11 protein-coding genes and 1 riboswitch are annotated in these 19,741 nt (G+C 55.8%); of the genes, 4 read left to right on the forward strand and 7 right to left on the reverse strand.

Annotation, left to right across the window (positions count from 1 at the left end):
* The first annotated feature begins 22 nt into the window (after positions 1–22).
* Positions 23–853 (forward strand): hypothetical protein, encoded by an 831-nt coding sequence (locus OZX62_RS05795; protein WP_277175296.1) that lies wholly within the window; start codon positions 23–25, stop codon positions 851–853.
* 163 nt (positions 854–1,016) lie between these two features.
* Here the strand turns inward: OZX62_RS05795 and OZX62_RS05800 are convergent, their stop codons facing one another.
* The 3 genes from OZX62_RS05800 to OZX62_RS05810 form a co-directional block, all read right to left on the reverse strand.
* Positions 1,017–2,141: an Mrp/NBP35 family ATP-binding protein gene (locus tag OZX62_RS05800; RefSeq protein ID WP_277175297.1), complete on the reverse strand. Its 1,125-nt coding sequence runs from the start codon at positions 2,139–2,141 to the stop codon at positions 1,017–1,019.
* A gap of 369 nt (positions 2,142–2,510) precedes the next feature.
* On the reverse strand, positions 2,511–5,351 hold the full coding sequence (gene ligA, locus OZX62_RS05805) for an NAD-dependent DNA ligase LigA (protein WP_277177046.1): 2,841 nt from the start codon (positions 5,349–5,351) through the stop codon (positions 2,511–2,513).
* A 183-nt stretch (positions 5,352–5,534) separates the two neighbouring features.
* On the reverse strand, positions 5,535–9,305 hold the full coding sequence (locus tag OZX62_RS05810; RefSeq protein ID WP_277175298.1) for a tetratricopeptide repeat protein: 3,771 nt from the start codon (positions 9,303–9,305) through the stop codon (positions 5,535–5,537).
* Between the two features lie 50 nt (positions 9,306–9,355).
* Here OZX62_RS05810 and OZX62_RS05815 point away from each other — a divergent pair, with 50 nt between their 5' ends.
* Positions 9,356–11,752, forward strand: coding sequence for a glycosyltransferase (locus OZX62_RS05815; protein WP_277175299.1), 2,397 nt, complete (start codon positions 9,356–9,358; stop codon positions 11,750–11,752).
* 40 nt (positions 11,753–11,792) lie between these two features.
* On the opposite strand, the gene OZX62_RS05820 is transcribed toward OZX62_RS05815, so the two are convergent.
* From OZX62_RS05820 to OZX62_RS05835, 4 genes are all read right to left on the reverse strand, one after another.
* The gene (locus OZX62_RS05820) at positions 11,793–12,461 is read right to left on the reverse strand and encodes a hypothetical protein (protein ID WP_277175300.1); all 669 of its coding nucleotides are present in this window, start codon (positions 12,459–12,461) and stop codon (positions 11,793–11,795) included.
* Entirely contained in the window at positions 12,461–13,672 is a 1,212-nt protein-coding gene (locus tag OZX62_RS05825; protein WP_277175301.1) for a pyridoxal phosphate-dependent aminotransferase, read from the reverse strand. Before OZX62_RS05825 ends, OZX62_RS05820 begins: the two co-directional genes overlap by 1 nt.
* Positions 13,673–13,871: 199 nt before the next feature.
* Positions 13,872–14,639 (reverse strand): polyphosphate--glucose phosphotransferase, encoded by a 768-nt coding sequence (ppgK, locus tag OZX62_RS05830; protein WP_277175302.1) that lies wholly within the window; start codon positions 14,637–14,639, stop codon positions 13,872–13,874.
* 122 nt (positions 14,640–14,761) lie between these two features.
* A complete protein-coding gene (locus tag OZX62_RS05835; protein WP_277177047.1) occupies positions 14,762–15,799 on the reverse strand; it encodes a glycosyltransferase family 2 protein in 1,038 nt (345 codons plus the stop codon).
* 171 nt (positions 15,800–15,970) lie between these two features.
* Positions 15,971–16,123, forward strand: a riboswitch (FMN riboswitch).
* 5 nt (positions 16,124–16,128) lie between these two features.
* Between OZX62_RS05835 and OZX62_RS05840 the strand changes: the two genes are divergently transcribed.
* Positions 16,129–16,815, forward strand: a complete 687-nt coding sequence (locus OZX62_RS05840) for an ECF transporter S component (protein ID WP_277175303.1) — start codon at positions 16,129–16,131, stop codon at positions 16,813–16,815.
* A gap of 14 nt (positions 16,816–16,829) precedes the next feature.
* Positions 16,830–19,622: an energy-coupling factor transporter ATPase gene (locus OZX62_RS05845; protein WP_277175304.1), complete on the forward strand. Its 2,793-nt coding sequence runs from the start codon at positions 16,830–16,832 to the stop codon at positions 19,620–19,622.
* The last annotated feature ends 119 nt before the right edge of the window (positions 19,623–19,741 follow it).

Below are 19,741 nucleotides of genomic sequence, written 5' to 3' on the forward strand. Positions count from 1 at the left end.
CGCAATCCGGTACAGTCGAATCATGGATGCTTCATTTCTCAACGACGACTTGCAGGAATTGCGAGAACAGGAATTCCAACTTTGCCAGCAGACCGTCTCCCGAACTAGCAAAACGCTGACTATCGGATACACCGACGCGTTAAGGCTTTACGGCATACCAACTCCGAAGAATTGCTCATTGTCGGCCGATGAAGTACACGTTTGCGTGGCTCTCACAGAAAAACGGCCGAAAATCAACGGTGTTCGAGTTCATACTTGGCAAGCGGAGACTCGCACCTGCGATATGGGAAACTTCCAATTGGTCGCACCACCGGTTGCTTGGGCTCAAGTCGCCCCATATTGTTCCCTTCAGGATCACATAGCCATGGGCTGCATGATGATGAGTAAGGACAGATATCGTCGAACCGCCAAATTAAACGACTTCGAAGAGTATCTTGCCACAAATCAAAAATTCAAGGGACGAGCACAGTGCTATAAGACGTTGCCGTATCTCACCGCAGGAACCGACTCGCCGACTGAGGCCAATCTTCTAGCATTCTTGAGCGTTAATGGCATTCAAAACATTACGCCCAATTTCGAAGTATCTCTGCGCAACGGCGCCCGCCGTTACATTGATTTAGCAGTGCCAAACCTCAAATTGGGACTCGAATATCAAGGTGCCTATCATAGTGACGCTTTACAAATGAGGAAGGACGCGAACCGTATGAACCAGCTCATCGATATGGGATGGGTAATCATTCAGGTTACATCTTCCGACATGCGCACAACCGAAAGTCGGAACCAATTACTCGCGAAAATACAACGTGCTATTACTCGACAGACCGCCCTGAAAAAGTTGATACAGAATTCGTGACTCCCATTTTTTGAAGCCTAAGAAAAAATGAAAGTCACAAATGAACATTCACTCTGAGCATATTTATCAAATTGTTGGAATTGCAACGATTTGAGCCACTACTTATTTTTTGCAATGTTCATTTGGCTCCCATTTTTTAAATCCTCGAAAAAAATGTGAGTCTCTACCTCATTAATCGTGTTGCCAAATCCTTAAATGCATCGGCAACCGGGGTTGAGGCGAGGGAACCGTCAGGATTGAGAACGGCAGGACGACCGGATTCGCCGATTTCTCGGATTTCGGGCTGAAGGGGAAGCTGGGTCAACAGCGGGACATCGTAGCCTAGGGCTTCGGTCAATTGATCGGAAACACGATGGCCCCCGCCTTCGCCGAAGATGTGCAGTCGTTCGCCTTTGTGGTCGAAATAGCTCATGTTCTCAACCACGCCACGCACCTTCATCGGCACCTGCAACGCGACGAGACCGGATCTCACAGCAACATCGGAGGCGCTGGGCTGTGGAGTGGTGACCACCACTAGCTCGGCGTTGGGCAATGCCTGGGCCACGGAAATGGCCATGTCGCCGGTTCCAGGAGCCAAATCGAGCAGCAACACATCGGGACTGCCCCACCATACATCGGCGAGGAACTGCTCGAGAGAGCGTTGCAAGCGCGGGCCGCGCCAGAGGATTGCGCGGTCGGCCCCGGCGAACATGCCGATGGAAATCATCTTGACACCCCAGGCAACCACCGGCATGAGCATGCCGTTCAGATCGGTTGGCCGGGAATGAACACCGAACAAGGACGGCAGGGAAAAGCCGTAGATATCCGCGTCGATGGCGGCTGTATCATAACCGAGCGCCGAAAACGTAGCTGCAAGATTGGCGGTGACCGACGATTTGCCCACACCGCCTTTGCCGGAAGCAATGGCAAAGATGCGCGTTTTCGTGCCGGGCTTGTTGAAAGGGTTCTGGCGGCGTTCCGCCTTGAGCTCGCCTACCAGCTTCTCGAGCTTTTCGCGGCTCATCGCACCGATTTCGATCTTCGGCGTCAGCTTGGCGTCAGGGTAGGTGAGTACGGCTTGTTTGATACGTTCGCTGATGGTTTTGGAAAGCGGGCAGCCGGGTACGGTGAGCTCGACGTGGACAGTGACGTCATAAGTATTATCGCCCGTATTAGATTTGACGGCCTTAACGGCGGGAATCATGCCCAAATCGGTGACGGAACGACCCAATTCGGGATCGATGACATGGCTCAAACGCTCGTAGATCTGCCGTTCGATCTGCCGTTCCATCGTGTCGTTCTGCGTCATCGTACCTTCCTTTTCACTCGCCTTCCACTGTATCGTTTCCACCGACGGCTCGCCAGTACTTACATGTATTGCATAATATTGAAATTGCTGGCCAAACTGAACCATGATAGAGGTCAAACCTCAATCACTGACAACACTTTTGAACACCCAATCCACGCTTTGACTTGCCGATGAGCGCACACGAATCAATGCCCTGCTAAGACATTGCTCCACGCACTTCACCGTTGACATCAACAACACAATTACCGATTCGGTATTTCGTCATGTTGAACGTTTCGTCACGTCCGACATTTCGCCATAATCAACATTACGTGATTTTCAATGTTCCGTAACGTTTAATGACTCGTAGTGTTCAATATCCCGTGACGTTCAGCTCTTGTCTCCCGGCTCGCCCGTTTCGAGCAGGGTCTTGAACTGGGCTTCGTCAAGCATCGGCACACCGAGTTCCTCAGCCTTGGCTTCCTTAGAGCCGGCGTTCGCGCCAACGACCACGTAATCGGTTTTCTTGCTCACCGAACCGGCAGCCTTGCCGCCGCGTTCGACGATGGCTTCCTTGGCGGATTCACGGCTGTAACCTTCCAGCGACCCTGTAACAACAACCGTCTTGCCGGCAAGTGTTTGCGGCAAGGTATTTTCCTCCACGCTTTGACCGACACCGGCGGCTTCCCAAGCCTCGAGAATCTTGCCGCGCCAGTCCCCCGGCTTACGGGCGTCCGCGAACCACGAAACCACGGATTCAGCGATTTCCTGACCGATGCCGTCGATGGCTACCAAATCATCCACGCTCGCATTGGCGATAGCGTCCAGAGAACCAAAGCGGTTGGCAATCAGACGAGCGGTCGGCGGCCCGAGGCGACGAATCGAAAGCGCCACCAACACCCGCCAAAGGTCGGCCTGCTTGGCCTTGTCGATTTCCTCCAGCATCTTCTTGGTGTTCTCACCCGGACGAACGTAAACGGGCACGACATTCATACCATCGCGCGTCTTGCGGCGTTTTGTAGAGACGACCACGGCATCGGAAGGAACATCATATTCGGGATAATCGCTTGATGACGATTGCAGCCCTGTTGGTGTCGATATCCGGCCTTCGCCTTGTTCGGAAACATCTTCACCGCCATTGACACGTTCTTGGGCTTCAAACTGAGCAGGAACATCTTCACTGCGATCAACAGGCGACTGGCTTACGACATCGGCCCGCTTCTTCGAGGCTTTCTTTTTCTTCGCCTCAAGCGGAACCGTCCAAAACGCGGGTACACGGTGCCACAGGCCCGAACCTCCACGGTTCTTGCGACGCTTCTGTTTGCGTCCCTTTTCGTTGACATGCTCGCTGACCTCGATGATGTCGGATTCGCGCCAGACTTCGACATCCTTGAGATCATCGGCATTGAGACTGAACACTCCGGCTTCGCTGGTGAGCACCGGCTTCTGCTTTTTGGGTAGTTGAAGCCCGGCCGGCGGTTCGTAAGGCTCAGGCTCCTCTCCCGGACCGACTTCGATATCGCGCAAGTCAGGTGCGTAAGTCGCAACAGTATCCGGCCGGTTCTCCTCCGGGTTGGTCAGGGCGATGGCGCTCTGCTCCCCCAGATGCTCGATATCCAGCGCCTTGCGGCTGGCGAGGTTCATAACCCGCTGGGTGAACTGTGCAGGGCAACTTTCGACGTTCGGGCAGCGGATGTCCTTGTCGCCTTCCTTGGCCGGGGCCAGTTTGGCGCCGCAGGACGGGCAATATTCGGGCATGACGAATTTACGCAGCTCGTTCTCGTGACCTTTGCGCCGTTCCAATACCGGCCCGACGATCTCGGGGATGACGTCGCCGGCCTTGCGGACGACAACGGTGTCACCGATCATCACATTCTTGTGCTTGACCTCGGAAGGATTATGCAACGTCGCGGCGGCGACGGTCGAACCGGCGACATAAACCGGCTGGAGCACGGCAACCGGCGTGACACGGCCGGTGCGCCCAACCTGCACGACGATATTAAGGAGCTTGGTGTTGACTTCCTCGGGCGGATACTTGTAGGCGATGGCCCAACGCGGGGCACGCGAGGTGGCGCCGAGCCTGCGCTGCAATGCCAGGTCGTCGACTTTCACCACGATGCCGTCGAGCGCGTGTTCGATGTCGCCGCGATGCTCGCCGTAGTAGTCGATCATGTCAAGAATCTGGTCGAAACTGGTGATTTCACGGTTGTGCGGAGAGACCGGAATCCCCCACTTTTTGTAAAGATCGTAGGCTTCCGACTGGTCGTTGACGGCATCATGGCCTTCGTTGACACTGCCAGGCGCCCATTGCAACAGTCCCAGACCGTGCGCGTAGAAACTTAGATGTCGGGATGCGGCAATCCGAGGGTCTTTCTGACGCAACGAACCTGCGGCAGCGTTGCGCGGGTTCGCGAACGGTGCCTTGCCCTCGTCTTCGTTGACCTTGTTGAGCTCATGGAAATCGTCCCAGCGCATGAACACTTCGCCGCGGATCTCGACGAATCGCGGGATATCTTCACTCGCCCCCTGAAGGTTCTGCGGAATCGAGGCGATGGTGCGTACGTTGGTGGTGATGTCCTCGCCGGTTGTGCCGTCACCGCGCGTCAATCCCTGTTCCAGAACGCCGTCACGGTAAAGCAGATCGAGCGCCAGCCCATCGATTTTGACCTCGCAGGTCATCGGCAGCGGCTTTCCTTCAGGCCATTCCAAGGCTTTCAGCACACCCTCGTACCAATCCTTGAGCTCGGCTATGGAAAACACATCGTCCAGGCTCAGCATCCTCGATGGCAGCGTGACATCGGGGAATTCGTTGGAGAACGTGCCGCCGACACGGTGGGTCGGCGATTGCGGGTTGTCCAAAGCCGGGAAATCGGCTTCAAGCGCCTGCAGGCAACGCATGAAGATATCGTAGGCGGCATCGGAGGAAACCGGATCGGAATCGATGTAATAGGCTATCTGATCGCTTTCGACCCATGCGGCCACACGGGCCCAGAGCCGTGCCGCGGCTTCGCTGGTCAGCTTTGAAACATCGAGCTTTTCAAGCCTTGTGGCATCGGCGTCGGTATGCTGCAATGCGGCAATCCATTCCAGAGAACCGGGTGCATATTGCGCGGCACCGACGTTGTCGCCGACTTCGGGTTTGTCGCCTTCGAAATCCCAGGCCAGCTGGTCGCCTTGAGACGAAGCTTGAGTATTGTCTTGCCCGTTTTTCGGTTTCGTCGATTTGACCATGTCATCCATCCAATCCATACACGGGACCAATCAGTATTACAATATCAGCCTCGCACCATTCCCTCTGATTGTACGGTCATGTCAAGAAAGCAGACAAGGCGGGAATCGCTCAAACCCCACCAACGAAGATCGCACTTGATAACATACCCAGAGGCCAGCAACCAACCAAGCTCAAGGCATAATTCAGGCGTTAAGGGAACGCAAGAACTGCGCTTGCGCCATGTCCATCCCGTCGTCAGCGCTATCATCCATCCTCGCGGCCGCCACCGAAAGTGTTCGGGCCGGCACAAAGAGTGCTTTGTCTACGCACACACGCGCCGCATCGCGAACGATGTCGCCGACTTCGGTATGCGGCCACACCGGAAGGTCATGGGAAGCCAGCACTTGCTGGGCCGATTCGAAGGAGACCGGCACCAGGATGCACTGGGATTGCGCGCGTGCCAGCAATTCCTGAAGTTCGCCGTCAAGCGAGGCAATCTTGCCCGGGGAAATATGCTCGCTCATGATGTAACTTGCGGCCGCCACGTCGAAATCGCCAAGCATCCACTCGGCGTAGGCCAAGCGGTAGTAGGCGTAGGCCGCATCGTCCCGATCCAGCGAGACACGCAAAGCGTTCAAGCAAGCGGCACGGGCGGAGTTCCAATCCTCTTCGCGGGCCAGTTGCACGGCAAGTCGCATATGCGAAAGCGGGTAGGCCGGAGCGTAGGAGACCATCTGGTTCAGGTGCGGTAACGCGGCTTTCGCGCCCTGCAACTGAGCCAGCACGTCGGCCAGTTCCATATGGGCATAGAAAAGATTGTCGGGAATGAGCACGGTCTGCTCGTCGCTGGTGGCGAAAAGACGGTTATAGACCACGCGCTCGGCGTATGAGTTGAAATATCGCGGCGCGCCGGTCGGGGCATAGAGCGCGTCAACCTTCTCGACGGCCTCTTCAAGACTTGCGATGGCCTGATCGACCTGCCCGGAAAACAGCAGATCGCGTGCCTTCACTCGCTCGGCGTCCAGATTTTTGGCAAGTGTGAAATCGAGATCCGGGGTGTCGACCCCGTCGATCAATGCGCTACTTACGCTCGGCGCGAGTTTCTTCAATTCCGGATCGCCGTTGGCTTCGACAATGGCCATGGCTTGTTGGGCCTTGGCGACGCTGGGCAACGTATCGTCTTCGGCAATCCGATGGAAATCACTCACTGCACGCTGCAACAGGTCGGCACGTTGGATGGAAAGCCCGGTGATGTTGTCCGTTCCGAGCACACGCTTGGCATCACCGTCGATCGTCACCTCGGCGAGTTCCGGCTCCTCCTGGCTTCCCAAAGGCGAGAACCGCTTGTCACGCAAGGTGAACTGCGGATTAGCGTTGCGAGGCATCGCGGCTTCGATATTGAGCGACGCGCCGAACTTGCGATAGGTCTCAATCGGGTGTTTCAGTCCGTCCGAGGCGATGCGGCGCATGAATTCCTCGCGCGTGAAGGTCACGGTCGCCATATTGTGCGCGGTAGGACCGCTGCGCAACACCGCAAGCGGATCATTGCCGTCTCTGTCGTCCTCGCCTTGATCGTCGTCGATGTCGGTCTCCTGGTCGCCTTGCGGCACCGACATGGCGATGCTGTCGAGGTCGACACCCTTCATCAAGTCGGCGAATTGCGCGTCGATTTGTTCTTCATCACTGCGAGAATCTTCTTGGGAATCACCGTGGGAATCGTCGTTGGTCTCGTTACCGTTGAAATCTCGACTATTCGCGGAACCTAAGTTTTCGGGAGCGGAACCACCTTGCTGGTTGCTATTGTTTGTGCTGTTATCGCCTTTACCATCCGATACGCCGTCTACCGGATTGTTTTGCGCCTCTGTTGGCGCCGAAGCCTGCGCCGCACTGGTCGCATTCGTTTTGTCAGCATCGGCATTCGAGCCTGCATGCTCTTGCCCGCCGTTATCGTTTTGGGATTCGGCGGAATCATTGCCTTCGACATCTTTGGGAGTTTGCATTGCAGGAGAGGCAAACGGCATGGAATCGTGAGCGGCTGCCACGGGACCTGCCTGTGAGGGGTCACCGTGGATATCACCGTCCTTGGGGTCGGCTTTCGACCCGCCCCTTCGCATATCGCCGCTCGGCATGCGCTCGAACGCACCCAACGCCTGAGCCATGAGTTTGGAAATGGCGGAATCCTGCTGTTCTACGGCCTCTTCCAACCCCATCGAGTCGATGCGGATAGAGACGTTTTGAATGCTGTCGTCGGCGCCGAAGCAAAGCGCGGCGATCATCAGGCCGACACGCAGATTGTAGCGTTCGCTCATCGCGGTACGCTCGTTCTCGCTCAAAGTCACCCACGTGTGACGTTGCGAATCGTATCGGCTGGTCGGCATCATGGTACGCCCTGCGGTGGTGAAGGCGACGGCGACATTGCCAAGCTCCAGATTGGATCGGAATTCGGTGTCGAAACGATACGGCACCCTTATCTGCCGCAGCAAAGTAGACAAAACTTGACGATAGACCCATTCGCCACGACCGGCCGAGGTGGAAGCAGCGGTTTGAGTCGGAGAGACATCATCATTACCGGCTGCATCGGCGGCAATACGATCTGCGGTCTGCCCGGCTATCCCGATCATCCGAGACAGCGACACAGAACTCGGTTCACGCAAATCCGCACCTTGTTTCGGCAGCGGCTTCAACGCCATCAACGCAGGATTGTCCAGCAACGCGTGATCGATCTGAGCGGCCTGCGCACGCGTGACGGTGTCTTCGATGGGCAGCGCGCCAGTATGTGCGTTGTGCTCGAGCCAAACGCTGACCGATGCGAAACGGTTGAGATTGCCCTCGATATTCAGAGCTTCAAGGGCCGGGGCCAGGTTCAGGGAATCATCCCAAGTGAAGAAATAGGCTCCGGAATAGCTGGAAGTATATAGATGCAACGGCTCGGCGCCGTGAACGGCCTCAAGTCCGGCCGACGGTTTCAACGCCCCCGATTCGCGCATCAGATCGGCGAAATAATCCTCAAGACCGGAGACGCGCAAACCGTGAGCCCGCGCCTCCAGGCTGTCGCGCACACTGCGGCGAATCGCACCAAGCGGCGCTTCCCGGTTGAGTCTACGGAAAATGTTGCCAGCACCGAAACCGATGAGCTGCCCACCCATCTGCGGAAGCATGTAGGTGGCAAAGAAAGCGATGGCCATCGCATCGCGGTATTCCAAGTTGAGACGCAGGTTCTCGGGCAAACGGTAGCGCATCTGTTCCAACGTATAACGGTTGCCGCGCTTGAGCCAGGAAGCCAGCCAGGTCATCTGACCAAACATGTCACGACCGACGATGCCGCCTTGCACCACGTCAATGCCACGGCCTTCGCCCTCGCCAGCCGGATCGGTTTCATACGCGGATTTCGTGTCAAAGCCAATGTTTTGAACGGTTCGTGGCGCCGAACCGGATTTGCCGGCTCTGTCTCCACGCATCCTGCTGTCGTCAGAAAGCGAAAAATCGCCCTCCTTGCCAAAAACGAGCGCCGGATCCACGTCGTGGGTGTCCATCTGCGGGTCGCCGCCAAGGAAAACCCGACCTTTGCCGTCAACCAAAGCGACCTGGCAGAATTCATTGGGCGCCAGAAACACTCCGAGAGCGAAAAAACGCCCGTCGAGCTGCGGCAACTGCGCCCACCCGAGCGAAAGCCCATCGGGCACGTCCGGAAAATCTTCGAAAATATGCCGTTTGACCATCGGCCCCACCTGAACGGAACGTTCGAAAAACTCCTGCATCATGGCGCTGGTTCCGGCTTTGCCCTGTGTTTGCGGCGAAGAAGACGAAGGAGATGAAGGCAATGAAGCAGGAGCTTCCTCATCGATATCGTTGCGCGAAACGCCGCTGCCCACCATCGTATTCACACGATGCGCGATGCCTCTGGCCGACTCGACAAACCTGCCAAACCGCGAAGAAGAGGCGAAATCATGCAAATGCTGTGTGAAATTGGACATATGGATAATTCTTTCAATTCAGCCAGACATAAAGCTTATAGAATAAACATGTGAACACTTCTCCTGCTAGCTCCTGGACCCGCCACAAGACCGCCATATTCGCGCTTCTGGCGGCGGCGATCATACTCCTGCTCGAGTGCTTCGTATTCAACGCGCAGTTCTGGAGCACCTTAGGAGCCAGCCGCGATTCGGTTTCCGCGCTCAACACGCTCGGCCCGGGCCTTTCGCGCCAGAAAGACGGCACACTGGTGGTCACCGACCCGACCTCGGCGTATCTCACCACACAAAGTGATGGAAGTTCGCCGTATATACGTATCGATCCGACGGAATCGACGTTCCGTTTCACTTCGCCGTCGCAGGTTTTGGGATTCTCTGATACCAGCGAAACCATTGAAAACACGACAAAGGCCAGACAGAAATCCCCGTCGACGGCTTTCCATATCCGGGTGGATGCCGCCGGGCACGCCTCGCCTGTTCGTTCGGTTTCAACGGCCATTTCCAATTCCCGTTACCTGCGCATTCCCGGTTCCAATACGGCACCGCAGCCCACCGATATCAAGGTCTGGGTTGATGAGCCCGCCGGGACCCATGTCGACATCGCCGCCATCCACGCGAACGTGCGTGTGCCGTTCCACGCCAGTTGGGGGCGCGTGGTGGCCATGGCGGTCATCATTGCGCTGCTCGCGCTGTGGATGCCATCTTCGAAGCTGTGGAGGATGCGCTTGGACACGGCCAGCATCCGGCAAAGGCTTGTTTTCACGGGATTCATGCTTGTGGTCGCAGCGTTGGCCGCGCTCTCGATGGTGCAATCGATTTGGACGGCCAACACCTCCGCATTCCACGAGCCGGGCAACTACACTTACGATTTCAACCAGTATGGCCATATGGCAGATTCCCTGCTTCACGGCCGCGCATCAATGGATTTACCTGTGCCGAAGGGGCTCGAAACAGCTGCAAACCCTTATGATCCGCAAACTCGCGAAACATTGCTTGGCCATGGCGTCACGCCGATTTATTGGGATTATTCCTTCTTCCACGGCCATTGGTATTCGTATTTCGGCGTGCTGCCGGCACTGCTGATTTTCGCCCCATACCGTCTGCTAACTTCGCTGTTCGTCTCGGGCGGGTTGATGCTCCCGGCAGGCGCTGCAGTGGCGTTCCTGCTCTTCATCTTCGTCCTGTTCGGCTCGCTCTTGGTCATCCGCATGCTGAAATTGCTGAATCCGAAGACTTCGCTGGCCACGGTTTCCATGGCCATCACGCTTTTTCTGCTGGGCTCGCAGGTCGGCTATCTCGCTTTCCGTATGAATTTCTATTCGGTTCCGTTTGCCGCCTCCCTCGCTTTGAGTGCGATGGGTTTGTGGTTCTGGTTGGGCGCGATTGGATATCAGAAAGACAGGCTGGCGCGCCGTCATCTCATCACCATCGGCGATACCTCTCCGCTTTCATGGCCTCATCTGGCCGTTGGCTCGCTTTGCTTGGCAGCTAATTTCGGATGCCGACCGACATTCATTTTGGTCACATTACTGGCGTTTCCGATATTCTGGCCCCAGATTCGCGCGATATTCGCCAAATCGCAAAAGTCACGAAAACCAAGTAAACGGAAAGCTGTGATCCGCGTGCTGACTGCGGTTTTGCTGCCAGCACCGATTGTAATACTTCCGTTGTGCGTCTATAACGCCGTTCGGTTCGGCTTCCCCATCGATTTCGGCGAACGCTACCAAATCACCGTCGCCGACATGACCCATTACCACAACTCCCCCGCCAATTTGCTGCCGACGCTCGGCTATTACCTGTTCCTGCCGCTGCGCTTTACGCGAGACTTCCCATTCCTTGCCATCAACCCCACACCGGTTGCTTCCTGGAGCTATGCGGAACCATTGGCGGGCGGGCTTTTCGTACTTTGCCCGGCTCTTTTGCTTGTCTTGCTGTTGCTGATTCCTAGCGTGAGAAAGCGTATTCGTCGGTCCGATTTGCTTCGACTCGTGTTGACCACGTTGCCATTGGCTTTGCTGCTTTTACTGGTCGACATCGTCAAAGGCGGCATCGGCTGGCGCTATATGGTCGACTTCGGCTGGCTGGTCGCCATTGCGGCCATCGTGGTGTTCGGAGCGATTCTCGGCGATGCTCGGCCTTGCCGGAAGATGAGGAAAACATCACTGAATCCGCATTCGGATGCAGATACAGAAGGTCAGCAAACATCACTATCGCAACCGAACCTACGTAATCAGTTGGGAAGACTGAGGCTCCATCATCAAACCGCATCCGCAACCCCGCGGCCGAGTATTGATTGGGGATGCGTCGCCTTACGGCTTGCGATGCTGCTGCTTCTGTTGTTGAGCATCACCGTGGCGTTCCTGGTTATTTTCGTCCCGGGCCGCGAGGATGCCCTGACGCGAACGAATCCGGCGATGTTCCAAGCGGTCGCCTCGTGGTTTTTGATCTAATTATAAAACTTACCAAGTAATAAAAGCCTGCGAAATCAACTCAGTCTTTAAGTATGATGTGGTTAATCGGAACAAAACCATATCGGCCGCCAAAATCAACCAACGGAACCAATAGGCTGAACAAGGCGATAAAAAGGCATGTAGGATCCCGTTCTTTGCCGATATAGGGTGAAATAAATAGTCCGGCTATGCCCAAAAGCACCAATACCAACGTCCAGAGCCATATCACTCTTTTCAACAGCCGCTTGCAGCGCTTCGTTCTGACCAGCAGAAATATAAACAAACCTATCACAGAGCCCACGTATTGTGCAATAGCCGCTAATTCCAGAACTATCATGCAAACCTGCCACCATAAGACTGACGCATGTTCCAAATCATGTCGAATGAAAAGACAGAAGGCAAACAGGAAAACACCGGCTATAACCAATTCAAAAAACATACAGAATATCAGATAGCCAATGCTTACTAGGGATTCACCCTTTGCTATCTCTTCCGGCGTGCGGCGCTTAAAAATCCCAAACACTCGTTTGTTTTCATTTTTGTTCTTATCGCTTTTGTTCGGAGGCGTGGCCGCATTCGATGCGTCTTCCGAATTGGTTTGTGCCATATCAACGGACGCGCCGTTGTCGACATTTTCCACCGTGGCGACGTAAGGTATTTGCTCCGGGATTCCGTTGAATTCACCGTTTTGATTGCCAAATGCCATCATCAGGCTCCCAACAGGTTGAGTTCGCGTGAAACCGCTGCCAGTACGGCTTTGATGTTGCGCTCGAAAATGTCCGGTTCAGGCAGGAGGGAGACCGCAAGATAACCATTTTCGGTCATATCGAAGTAATAGCCGGGCTGACCGGTCAGGTTAAAATCATGAATCAGGCGCAGGACCAACGAGTTTTCATCGATGACCGAGGGGAATCGCAGAAGCACGTTCCAGCCGCCTTCCGCACGCAGGACGGAGACCAAGCCAGATTCATCCTCGTCCAGCATGGTATGCAAACGTTTGAGATTGGCTCGAGTACGCTTTTGCACACGCTTAAGCTGGCCGGGAACCGCAGCAAGCAATTCCGGCATTCGCGTGGCGATGATGTCGCTGAATGGCAGATAGTCGTCGGCAATAATATCAAGCCTGCGCTGCGCTTCGGCCACCAGGTTCTTTGGCCCGCTGACCTGAATCCAGCCGACCTTGGCGTGAGGAGCGGCAAGGAGTTTTGAGAAACCGTCGAGAGCGAACGTCAACGCGCCTTGCTCCCCCGCCAGCCGACGATTGCCGGCAAACGGTTCCAAGGAATAGTCGAAGAACACTTCGTCGGCGATGATGGCGACATCGTGCTGGCGGCACAACGCCACCAACTCCTCGCGTTCATCCGGTTTGATGTAAGAACCTGTCGGATTGTTCGGGTTAATCAAGACGATGGCCTGTACTTTTTCGCCTTTCGTACTTTCCAGAAGCTCGTGCAGCCAAGCCACGTCGATGAACCATGACCCATCGAATTGCAGCTGGTATTCCAGCGTGTCCACGTTCTCCAGCCCACCGATGGACTCGATGAGCGGATAACCCGGCTTCGGCCCGAGCACGATATCGCCCGCATCACACATCAACTTAAAAAGCCACGTATAGGCCTCGGAAGTAGAGCTCAAAAGATAAAGCCGGTCCGGATCAACCGGTGCAGAGGAATCCTGCCCTGCCGTTGCCATTTCCTCGACATTACGATTGGTCAAAAATTCAGCAAGCTGCTTTCGCGCCACCAACGGCCCGCGCAGCTCGGCGGTGTAGACGCCTGGCACTTCCTTGGGGGCAAGACCATGCTTCGTCGGATTGGAATCGTTGACGGTATTCAGCGCAATCCCTTGGCTTCTGACTGCCGCTTCGGCTTCAGCAATGGGGTTGAGCTTGGTCGAGCCGACTCTTGACGAAAAACGCATAATCTCCCATTCCCAGACAGTGATTTCAAAGTTTCAGACAGCATGACGCACGAATCGACACCAACCGAATTCACTCACTATCGATTAGCGACGTCGATATATATGCGACACTAAAACCGATTTTACTCCAATAACAGCCAAACAATACAAAAGTTCCGCCCGGCTTTGCAGCCGAACGGAACCTGTAAAACGTCAGAGCTCAGACGAGCTTGGTGGTCGCGTAATACGCAGCACCCACAATGCCCGCCTCATTGCGCAGCTTGGCCTGCACAATCGGGGTCTTGATATCGATATACGGAAGGAACTTGTCAGCCATACGGCTCACGCCGCCGCCGACCACGAAGAGGTCGGGGCTGAAGTATTTCTCGAGCAGACCATAATACTTGGTCAGGCGCTTGGCCCACTTCTTGTAGCCGAGGCTCTTCTTGTCGCGCACCGAGGAGGCCGCGTACTTTTCGGCGTCGCCCTTGCCCTTTTCAAGCTGAATATGGCCGAGCTCGGTGTTCGGCAGCAGCACACCGTGATAAATCAGCGCGGTGCCGATGCCGGTGCCAAGCGTGGTGGCGATGACCAGTCCGTCCTCGCCTTTGGCCGCACCATACTGCTGCTCGGCAAGGCCCGCGGCGTCAGCGTCGTTGACGACCGTGACCGGACGACCGCAAGCCTTGGAGAAGACCTCGGTGACGTCAAGACCGATCCACGATTTGTCGAGGTTCGCCATGAAGTCAAGCGGCTTGCCGGGCTTGATAGGTGCCGGGAAGGCGATACCCACCGGAGCACCTGCCGGAACTTCAAAATGTTCGAGTTCCTGACGCACGACTGCCGCAACGGCGTCCGGCGTAGAAACTTCGGGGGTGAGGATCTTCAGGCGAGGCAGGGCGAACTCGCCCTTCTCCAGATCCACGGGGGCCGCCTTGATACCCGAACCGCCGATATCAACGCCAAAGGCCTGTGCTGTCTCAATCATCGCTAACCCCTCTTGGTAACGGAACAAAAAATAATCGTTGACATTGTACCGCGCTCGATAGTCAACGCGCCTGCATCAACGGCTAAATTGAGCCTGCAAGCGCATAATCTTTTTTTCGAGCGCTATTTCAGCGGTGGCATCGGCTGCCAATTCGGGTCGTGCAGGAGCTTGCGCGAGTCGACCCAGCCTTTGGCAATGGCCTTGAGCCCGGTCTTGACATGCTCTCGGTCGACGGCGAAAAGCCGGATGACTTCCTTGACGGCCGTCAGCAACGTGCCCAACCCGAACAATGCCGGACGGTAGTCGCCGTGAGCCATGAAGTAGCGGGCCATGTAGCCACGGTTGCGCATGATGTGATAACGGTTCATGTCGGAGGTCGAGTTGAGCTGGCGAAGACCGGCGATGTCCCAGTTGTCGATATCACGCGTGCGCTGAATGATCTTGTCGTTGACCACAATCGGGTCGGTCACTTTGCTGGCGAGATAGCCGTAGATCGTGTCGTCCCAATAAATAAAGAAACGCGGATCCGGCAGGCCGATCTGCTCGACGATATTGCGGCGGAAGAGTCCACCTTCGAAGCACATCGTGTCCATCGTACGGTAGCCGGAAGGCCCGAACGCAGCTGGTGCGATGGGGTTGGGGATGCCGAGCGGCACGATGAAATCATATTGCCAATAAAAATCACCGCCATCATAATCGAGGCGCGAACCCTGAATCACGTCGTGACGCGGCGTCCACTTGGCGAGCTGCCCGATGGCGTTCGGGAGCACGGCCACGTCGTCGTCCATCACCCAGAACCATTCGGCACCGAGTTCGTAAGCTTTCTTGACCCCATTGGAGAAACCGCCGGAACCACCGATATTGCCGGCTTGCGGCTCGTAGACCACGCGATCGGTATTGCCGCTTTCGTCGGGCTCGGTTCTACCCCACTGGGCGTTGACCGCGTCGGCAAATTCCCGCACCATCGCTGCGGTTTCGTCGCTATGCTCGTTGTCGACCACGACCACGCGCCAGGGAGCGTCGTTCAGTGCTTTGATGGAATCGAACAGACGGGCCAGGAGCTTTTGCCTCTTATACGTCACCACGACGATGGCCAGTTTCTCGATCGGCGGCGCCACCGACGATGTAACATCCAAGTCCAAGCCACCGGCAGTTTCCATAGTTTTCTCGTTTTCGCTCATATTCCCTATTCTTGCACCCCCACACGATTGCGACAGGAAAGCCACTAATCACCATTCGGACCTACCTTTATTCGTGCACCGTATAGCCATATTTATCGAATTGTGCAAAATCGTTTGACTTTTGGCTAGGCATACGGGTATAGATAGGGACGTAAGTTTCAGGGAAGGTGAAATTCCTTATTGGCGGTAACAGCACTGTCGGTCTCAAAACGACAGCATTGCCGAAGCCCGCGAGCCGCGAAAGCGGTCGATCCGGTGAAAATCCGAGGCCAACGGTTATAGTCCGGATGAAAGAAACGAGGCTCATCATGAGCGATATTTCTGATACCCAAAATCAGTCGTCAACAAACGGCAACGAAGACACCACGAATTCCACAAAAGTCATGGAATCGAGCGACCCCAAAGACCAAGAATTAGCCGCCAGCAGCGCACACGACAAAACACAATCGTCGCACTCCACGGGCGTGGCCGACAAGGGCAATTGGTCGACGCAACGCATCGCCATCTACGCACTCTTTGTGGCGTTGGCAATGGCCGCATCGTTCATCGAATTCCCGATTATGCCGGGAGTTCCGTGGCTCAAGTACGACCTTTCCGGCATCATCTGCCTGGTCGCGGGCTTCGCCTTCGGCCCGATGGCGGCGTTCATCGTCAGCGTCCTGAGCTGGATCCCCCACCTGTTCATGAACCCGTGGGGCGCCATCATGTCCATCGCAGTCTCCGTGTTCCTGAGCGTTCCCGCGGCCATGGTCTACAAGCGCATGCGCACGCGCGTCGGCGCGTTGGTCGGCATCCTGGTCGGCGTGGTCTTCGGCCTCATCGCGGCCATCGGCGGCAACCTTTTGATTACTCCGATTTACGCGCACATGACCACCGCCCAGGTCTTGAAGATGGTGATTCCGGTTCTTCTGCCGTTCAACCTCATCAAGTTCGCGATTCACGGCGTGGTCACCTTCGTCATCTATAAGCCGATTTCCAACCTTCTTAACCGATAGGAACCAGCCAGACAATGACTGACCGTAAATTCACCGAGGCCGAGTCTTCCGCGCCCAATCGCAGCGAAGGCTCGGCTTCGGGTTACCTTTCCGGCCAAAGTTCCCGGCAATCTCGCAACTATTCGCAGGATGCGAATTCCACTAAGGATACCGGTGAATCGAACACTGCCGGAACGAACAACGTCAACGGTTTCAACGGTTTCGCCGCACAACTGAATGATGTCCGTTTCAGCTATGACGGCGGCAAATCGTGGGCATTGAACGGCATCGACCTCGATATCCGCTTTGGCGAACGCATCTGCCTGGTCGGTCCGAACGGTTCCGGAAAATCCACGCTCGCACGGCTTATCGCTGGTCTTGCCGCACCTGACGATGGTTCGGTGACACTGCTCGGCTACGACGTTTTTTCTTCCGGGGCTCCACATAGCAACCTCTATCGGAAGGCACGCCGTGACATCGGCGCGGTCTTTCAGAATCCGACCGACCAGATCATCACTACCGTCGTGGGCGACGACGTGGCGTTCGGGCCCGAAAATCTTGCGATTGCCCCCGATGAAATCTCGACGAGAGTAGACGAGTCGCTCGATGCCGTGGATATGAGGGATTTTCTGCTAGACGATCCTTCACGGATGAGCGGGGGGCAGCAGCAGCGCATCGCCATCGCCGGAATATTAGCCATGCACCCCAAGATGATCGTGCTCGACGAGCCGACAGCAATGCTCGACCTTGAAGCGCAGCACGACGTATTGCATGTGCTCGACAACCTTCAGCGCGCCGGAACCACCATTGTCCACGTCACGCATCGGCCAGAAGAACTGAAGGCTGCCGACCGTATCCTGAGCCTCGAAAACGGCAAGCTCGTTGAGCTTTCGCAAACGCAGGCTGCACTCAAACTTTCGGTGACGAATGCCGATGACACAGGGATATTGAAACCCGACGGCGTTATCATCGATGCCGATTCGTCAGTCCCGAATACCATCACAAAGACGAAACCAACAAACGTCGATACCAAGATGGAACCGGCGAACGAGGATGATGATTCTTCAGAAATTCCGGTAAATCAATCAGCCGAATCGGATAATTCCCAATTCGACAAAAAAACTGACCGAAATAAAGCAAGCAGCAACAGAGAACTTTCCAATTCCGAACTTCCTACGGACGAACCGGCCATCAGCTTCGAGCACGTTTCCTTCCGCTACCCCAAGGCAGACGACGATACACTCCACGATTTCTCGATGCATATCGAACAGGGCGAAATCGTCGCCATCATGGGACGCAACGGCACCGGCAAATCGACGTTGACCAGGCTGATGACCGCATTGTCAAAACCCGATAGCGGTACCATCAAGGTGGCCGGCATCGATCTGGGCTCGATGACGCGACGCGACAAAAAGGCGCTGCGTTCCAACGTCGGCCTAGTGATGCAGCAACCCGAACACCAGCTCTTCGCCGAAACCGTGCGGCAGGATGTAGCCTACGGACCAAGCAATCAAGGCCTGCCACAGCAGGTGGTCGACCAGCGTGTGGACCGGGCGTTGTCGCTGCTGGGTATCAGCGAACTCGCTGATCGCTCCCCCTTCTCGCTTTCCGGCGGACAGCAACGGCTTGCAGCCATCGCCGGTATCATCGCCTGCGACCCGCGCATTCTCATTTTGGACGAACCGACCGCCGGGCTCGACGCCACGGCCAGCGAGCGCATCTACGCCCTGGTACGCACGCTCAACGCGCACGGAGTCACGATAGTGATGATTACTCACTCCCCACGTCAGGCGCGCCAACTCGCCGACCGCGTCATTACTCTTGGCAAGCCGCTTGAAGGCGATAACGGCAAGGACGATACAAACGGCGATTCCTATCAAAGCCTAGCTTCACTGCAAACGTCAGAACCGAACAAAGACGACCGCGAAGAATTTACTGTACATTCCAAAACGCCCAAGAACACAACCGCTCCCGCCAAAAACAAACAAACCACCGATAACGGCCAATCAGTAGATAGCGGTAAGAACTCCAAAGCCACCCGACAACCGAGCATCATCGAACGTCTTGACCCACGCGTGAAACTGGTCGTGTTCCTCGTGCTGATGTTCACCTCGTTCATGGTCAGTTCCCTGCCGCAGCTTGGCCTGACCGCACTTATGGTCATCGTTCTCGCGGCTGCCGCAAAACTCGGCCCGAAACGCCTGTTCCGCTCGATGCGCGGATTCCTGGTACTGCTGCTGGTGATGGGCGTCATCAACATGCTCTTCGTCCGCACCGGCAAGCCGCTGGCGAGCTTTTGGAATTTCCCGATCACCGATGAAGGTGTGATGGCGGCGATACTGTATACCTGCCGTTTCGGACTGGTGATTTTGCTTGGCATCATTCTGCTGCAGACCACGACGCCCACGGCGCTGACCGACGGCTTCGGCTCCCTGCTTTCCCCGCTGCGCCGTTTCGGATTCCACACGCAGGAACTGGCGTTGGTGATGAGCCTGGCATTGCGTTTCCTGCCGACACTGGCCGAGGAGGCACGTAACATCATGGACGCGCAGGCGGCTCGCGGCGGCAGCATCGAAACCGGCTCACCCGCCAAACGAATCAAGGCGATCGTGGCCATCATCGTCCCGATTTTCGCGGGTGCCTTGCGCCATTCGGACAATCTTTCGCTCGCGCTCGACGCACGTAGCTACGAGGAAGGCATCCACCGGACACATTTGCACGCCCTGCGTATAACAGGCAAGGATATCGTCTTCATCATCCTGTGCGCACTGTATCTTGCCGTTTTGCTCAGTCTCAAGACCGGGATTCTTTCCGTAGTGCGGCTCTAAACGGTATTTATAAAATCCTTTTGTAATACAATAGAAATGAAAGGCAAATTTAGCTCTATCACGACGTTATTTGCCAAATCCTGATAGAGTGGAATTGAGCCGTTTTACACTTTTCGCTT

Source organism: Bifidobacterium sp. ESL0690 (genome assembly GCF_029392315.1).
GTDB lineage: Bacteria > Actinomycetota > Actinomycetes > Actinomycetales > Bifidobacteriaceae > Bifidobacterium.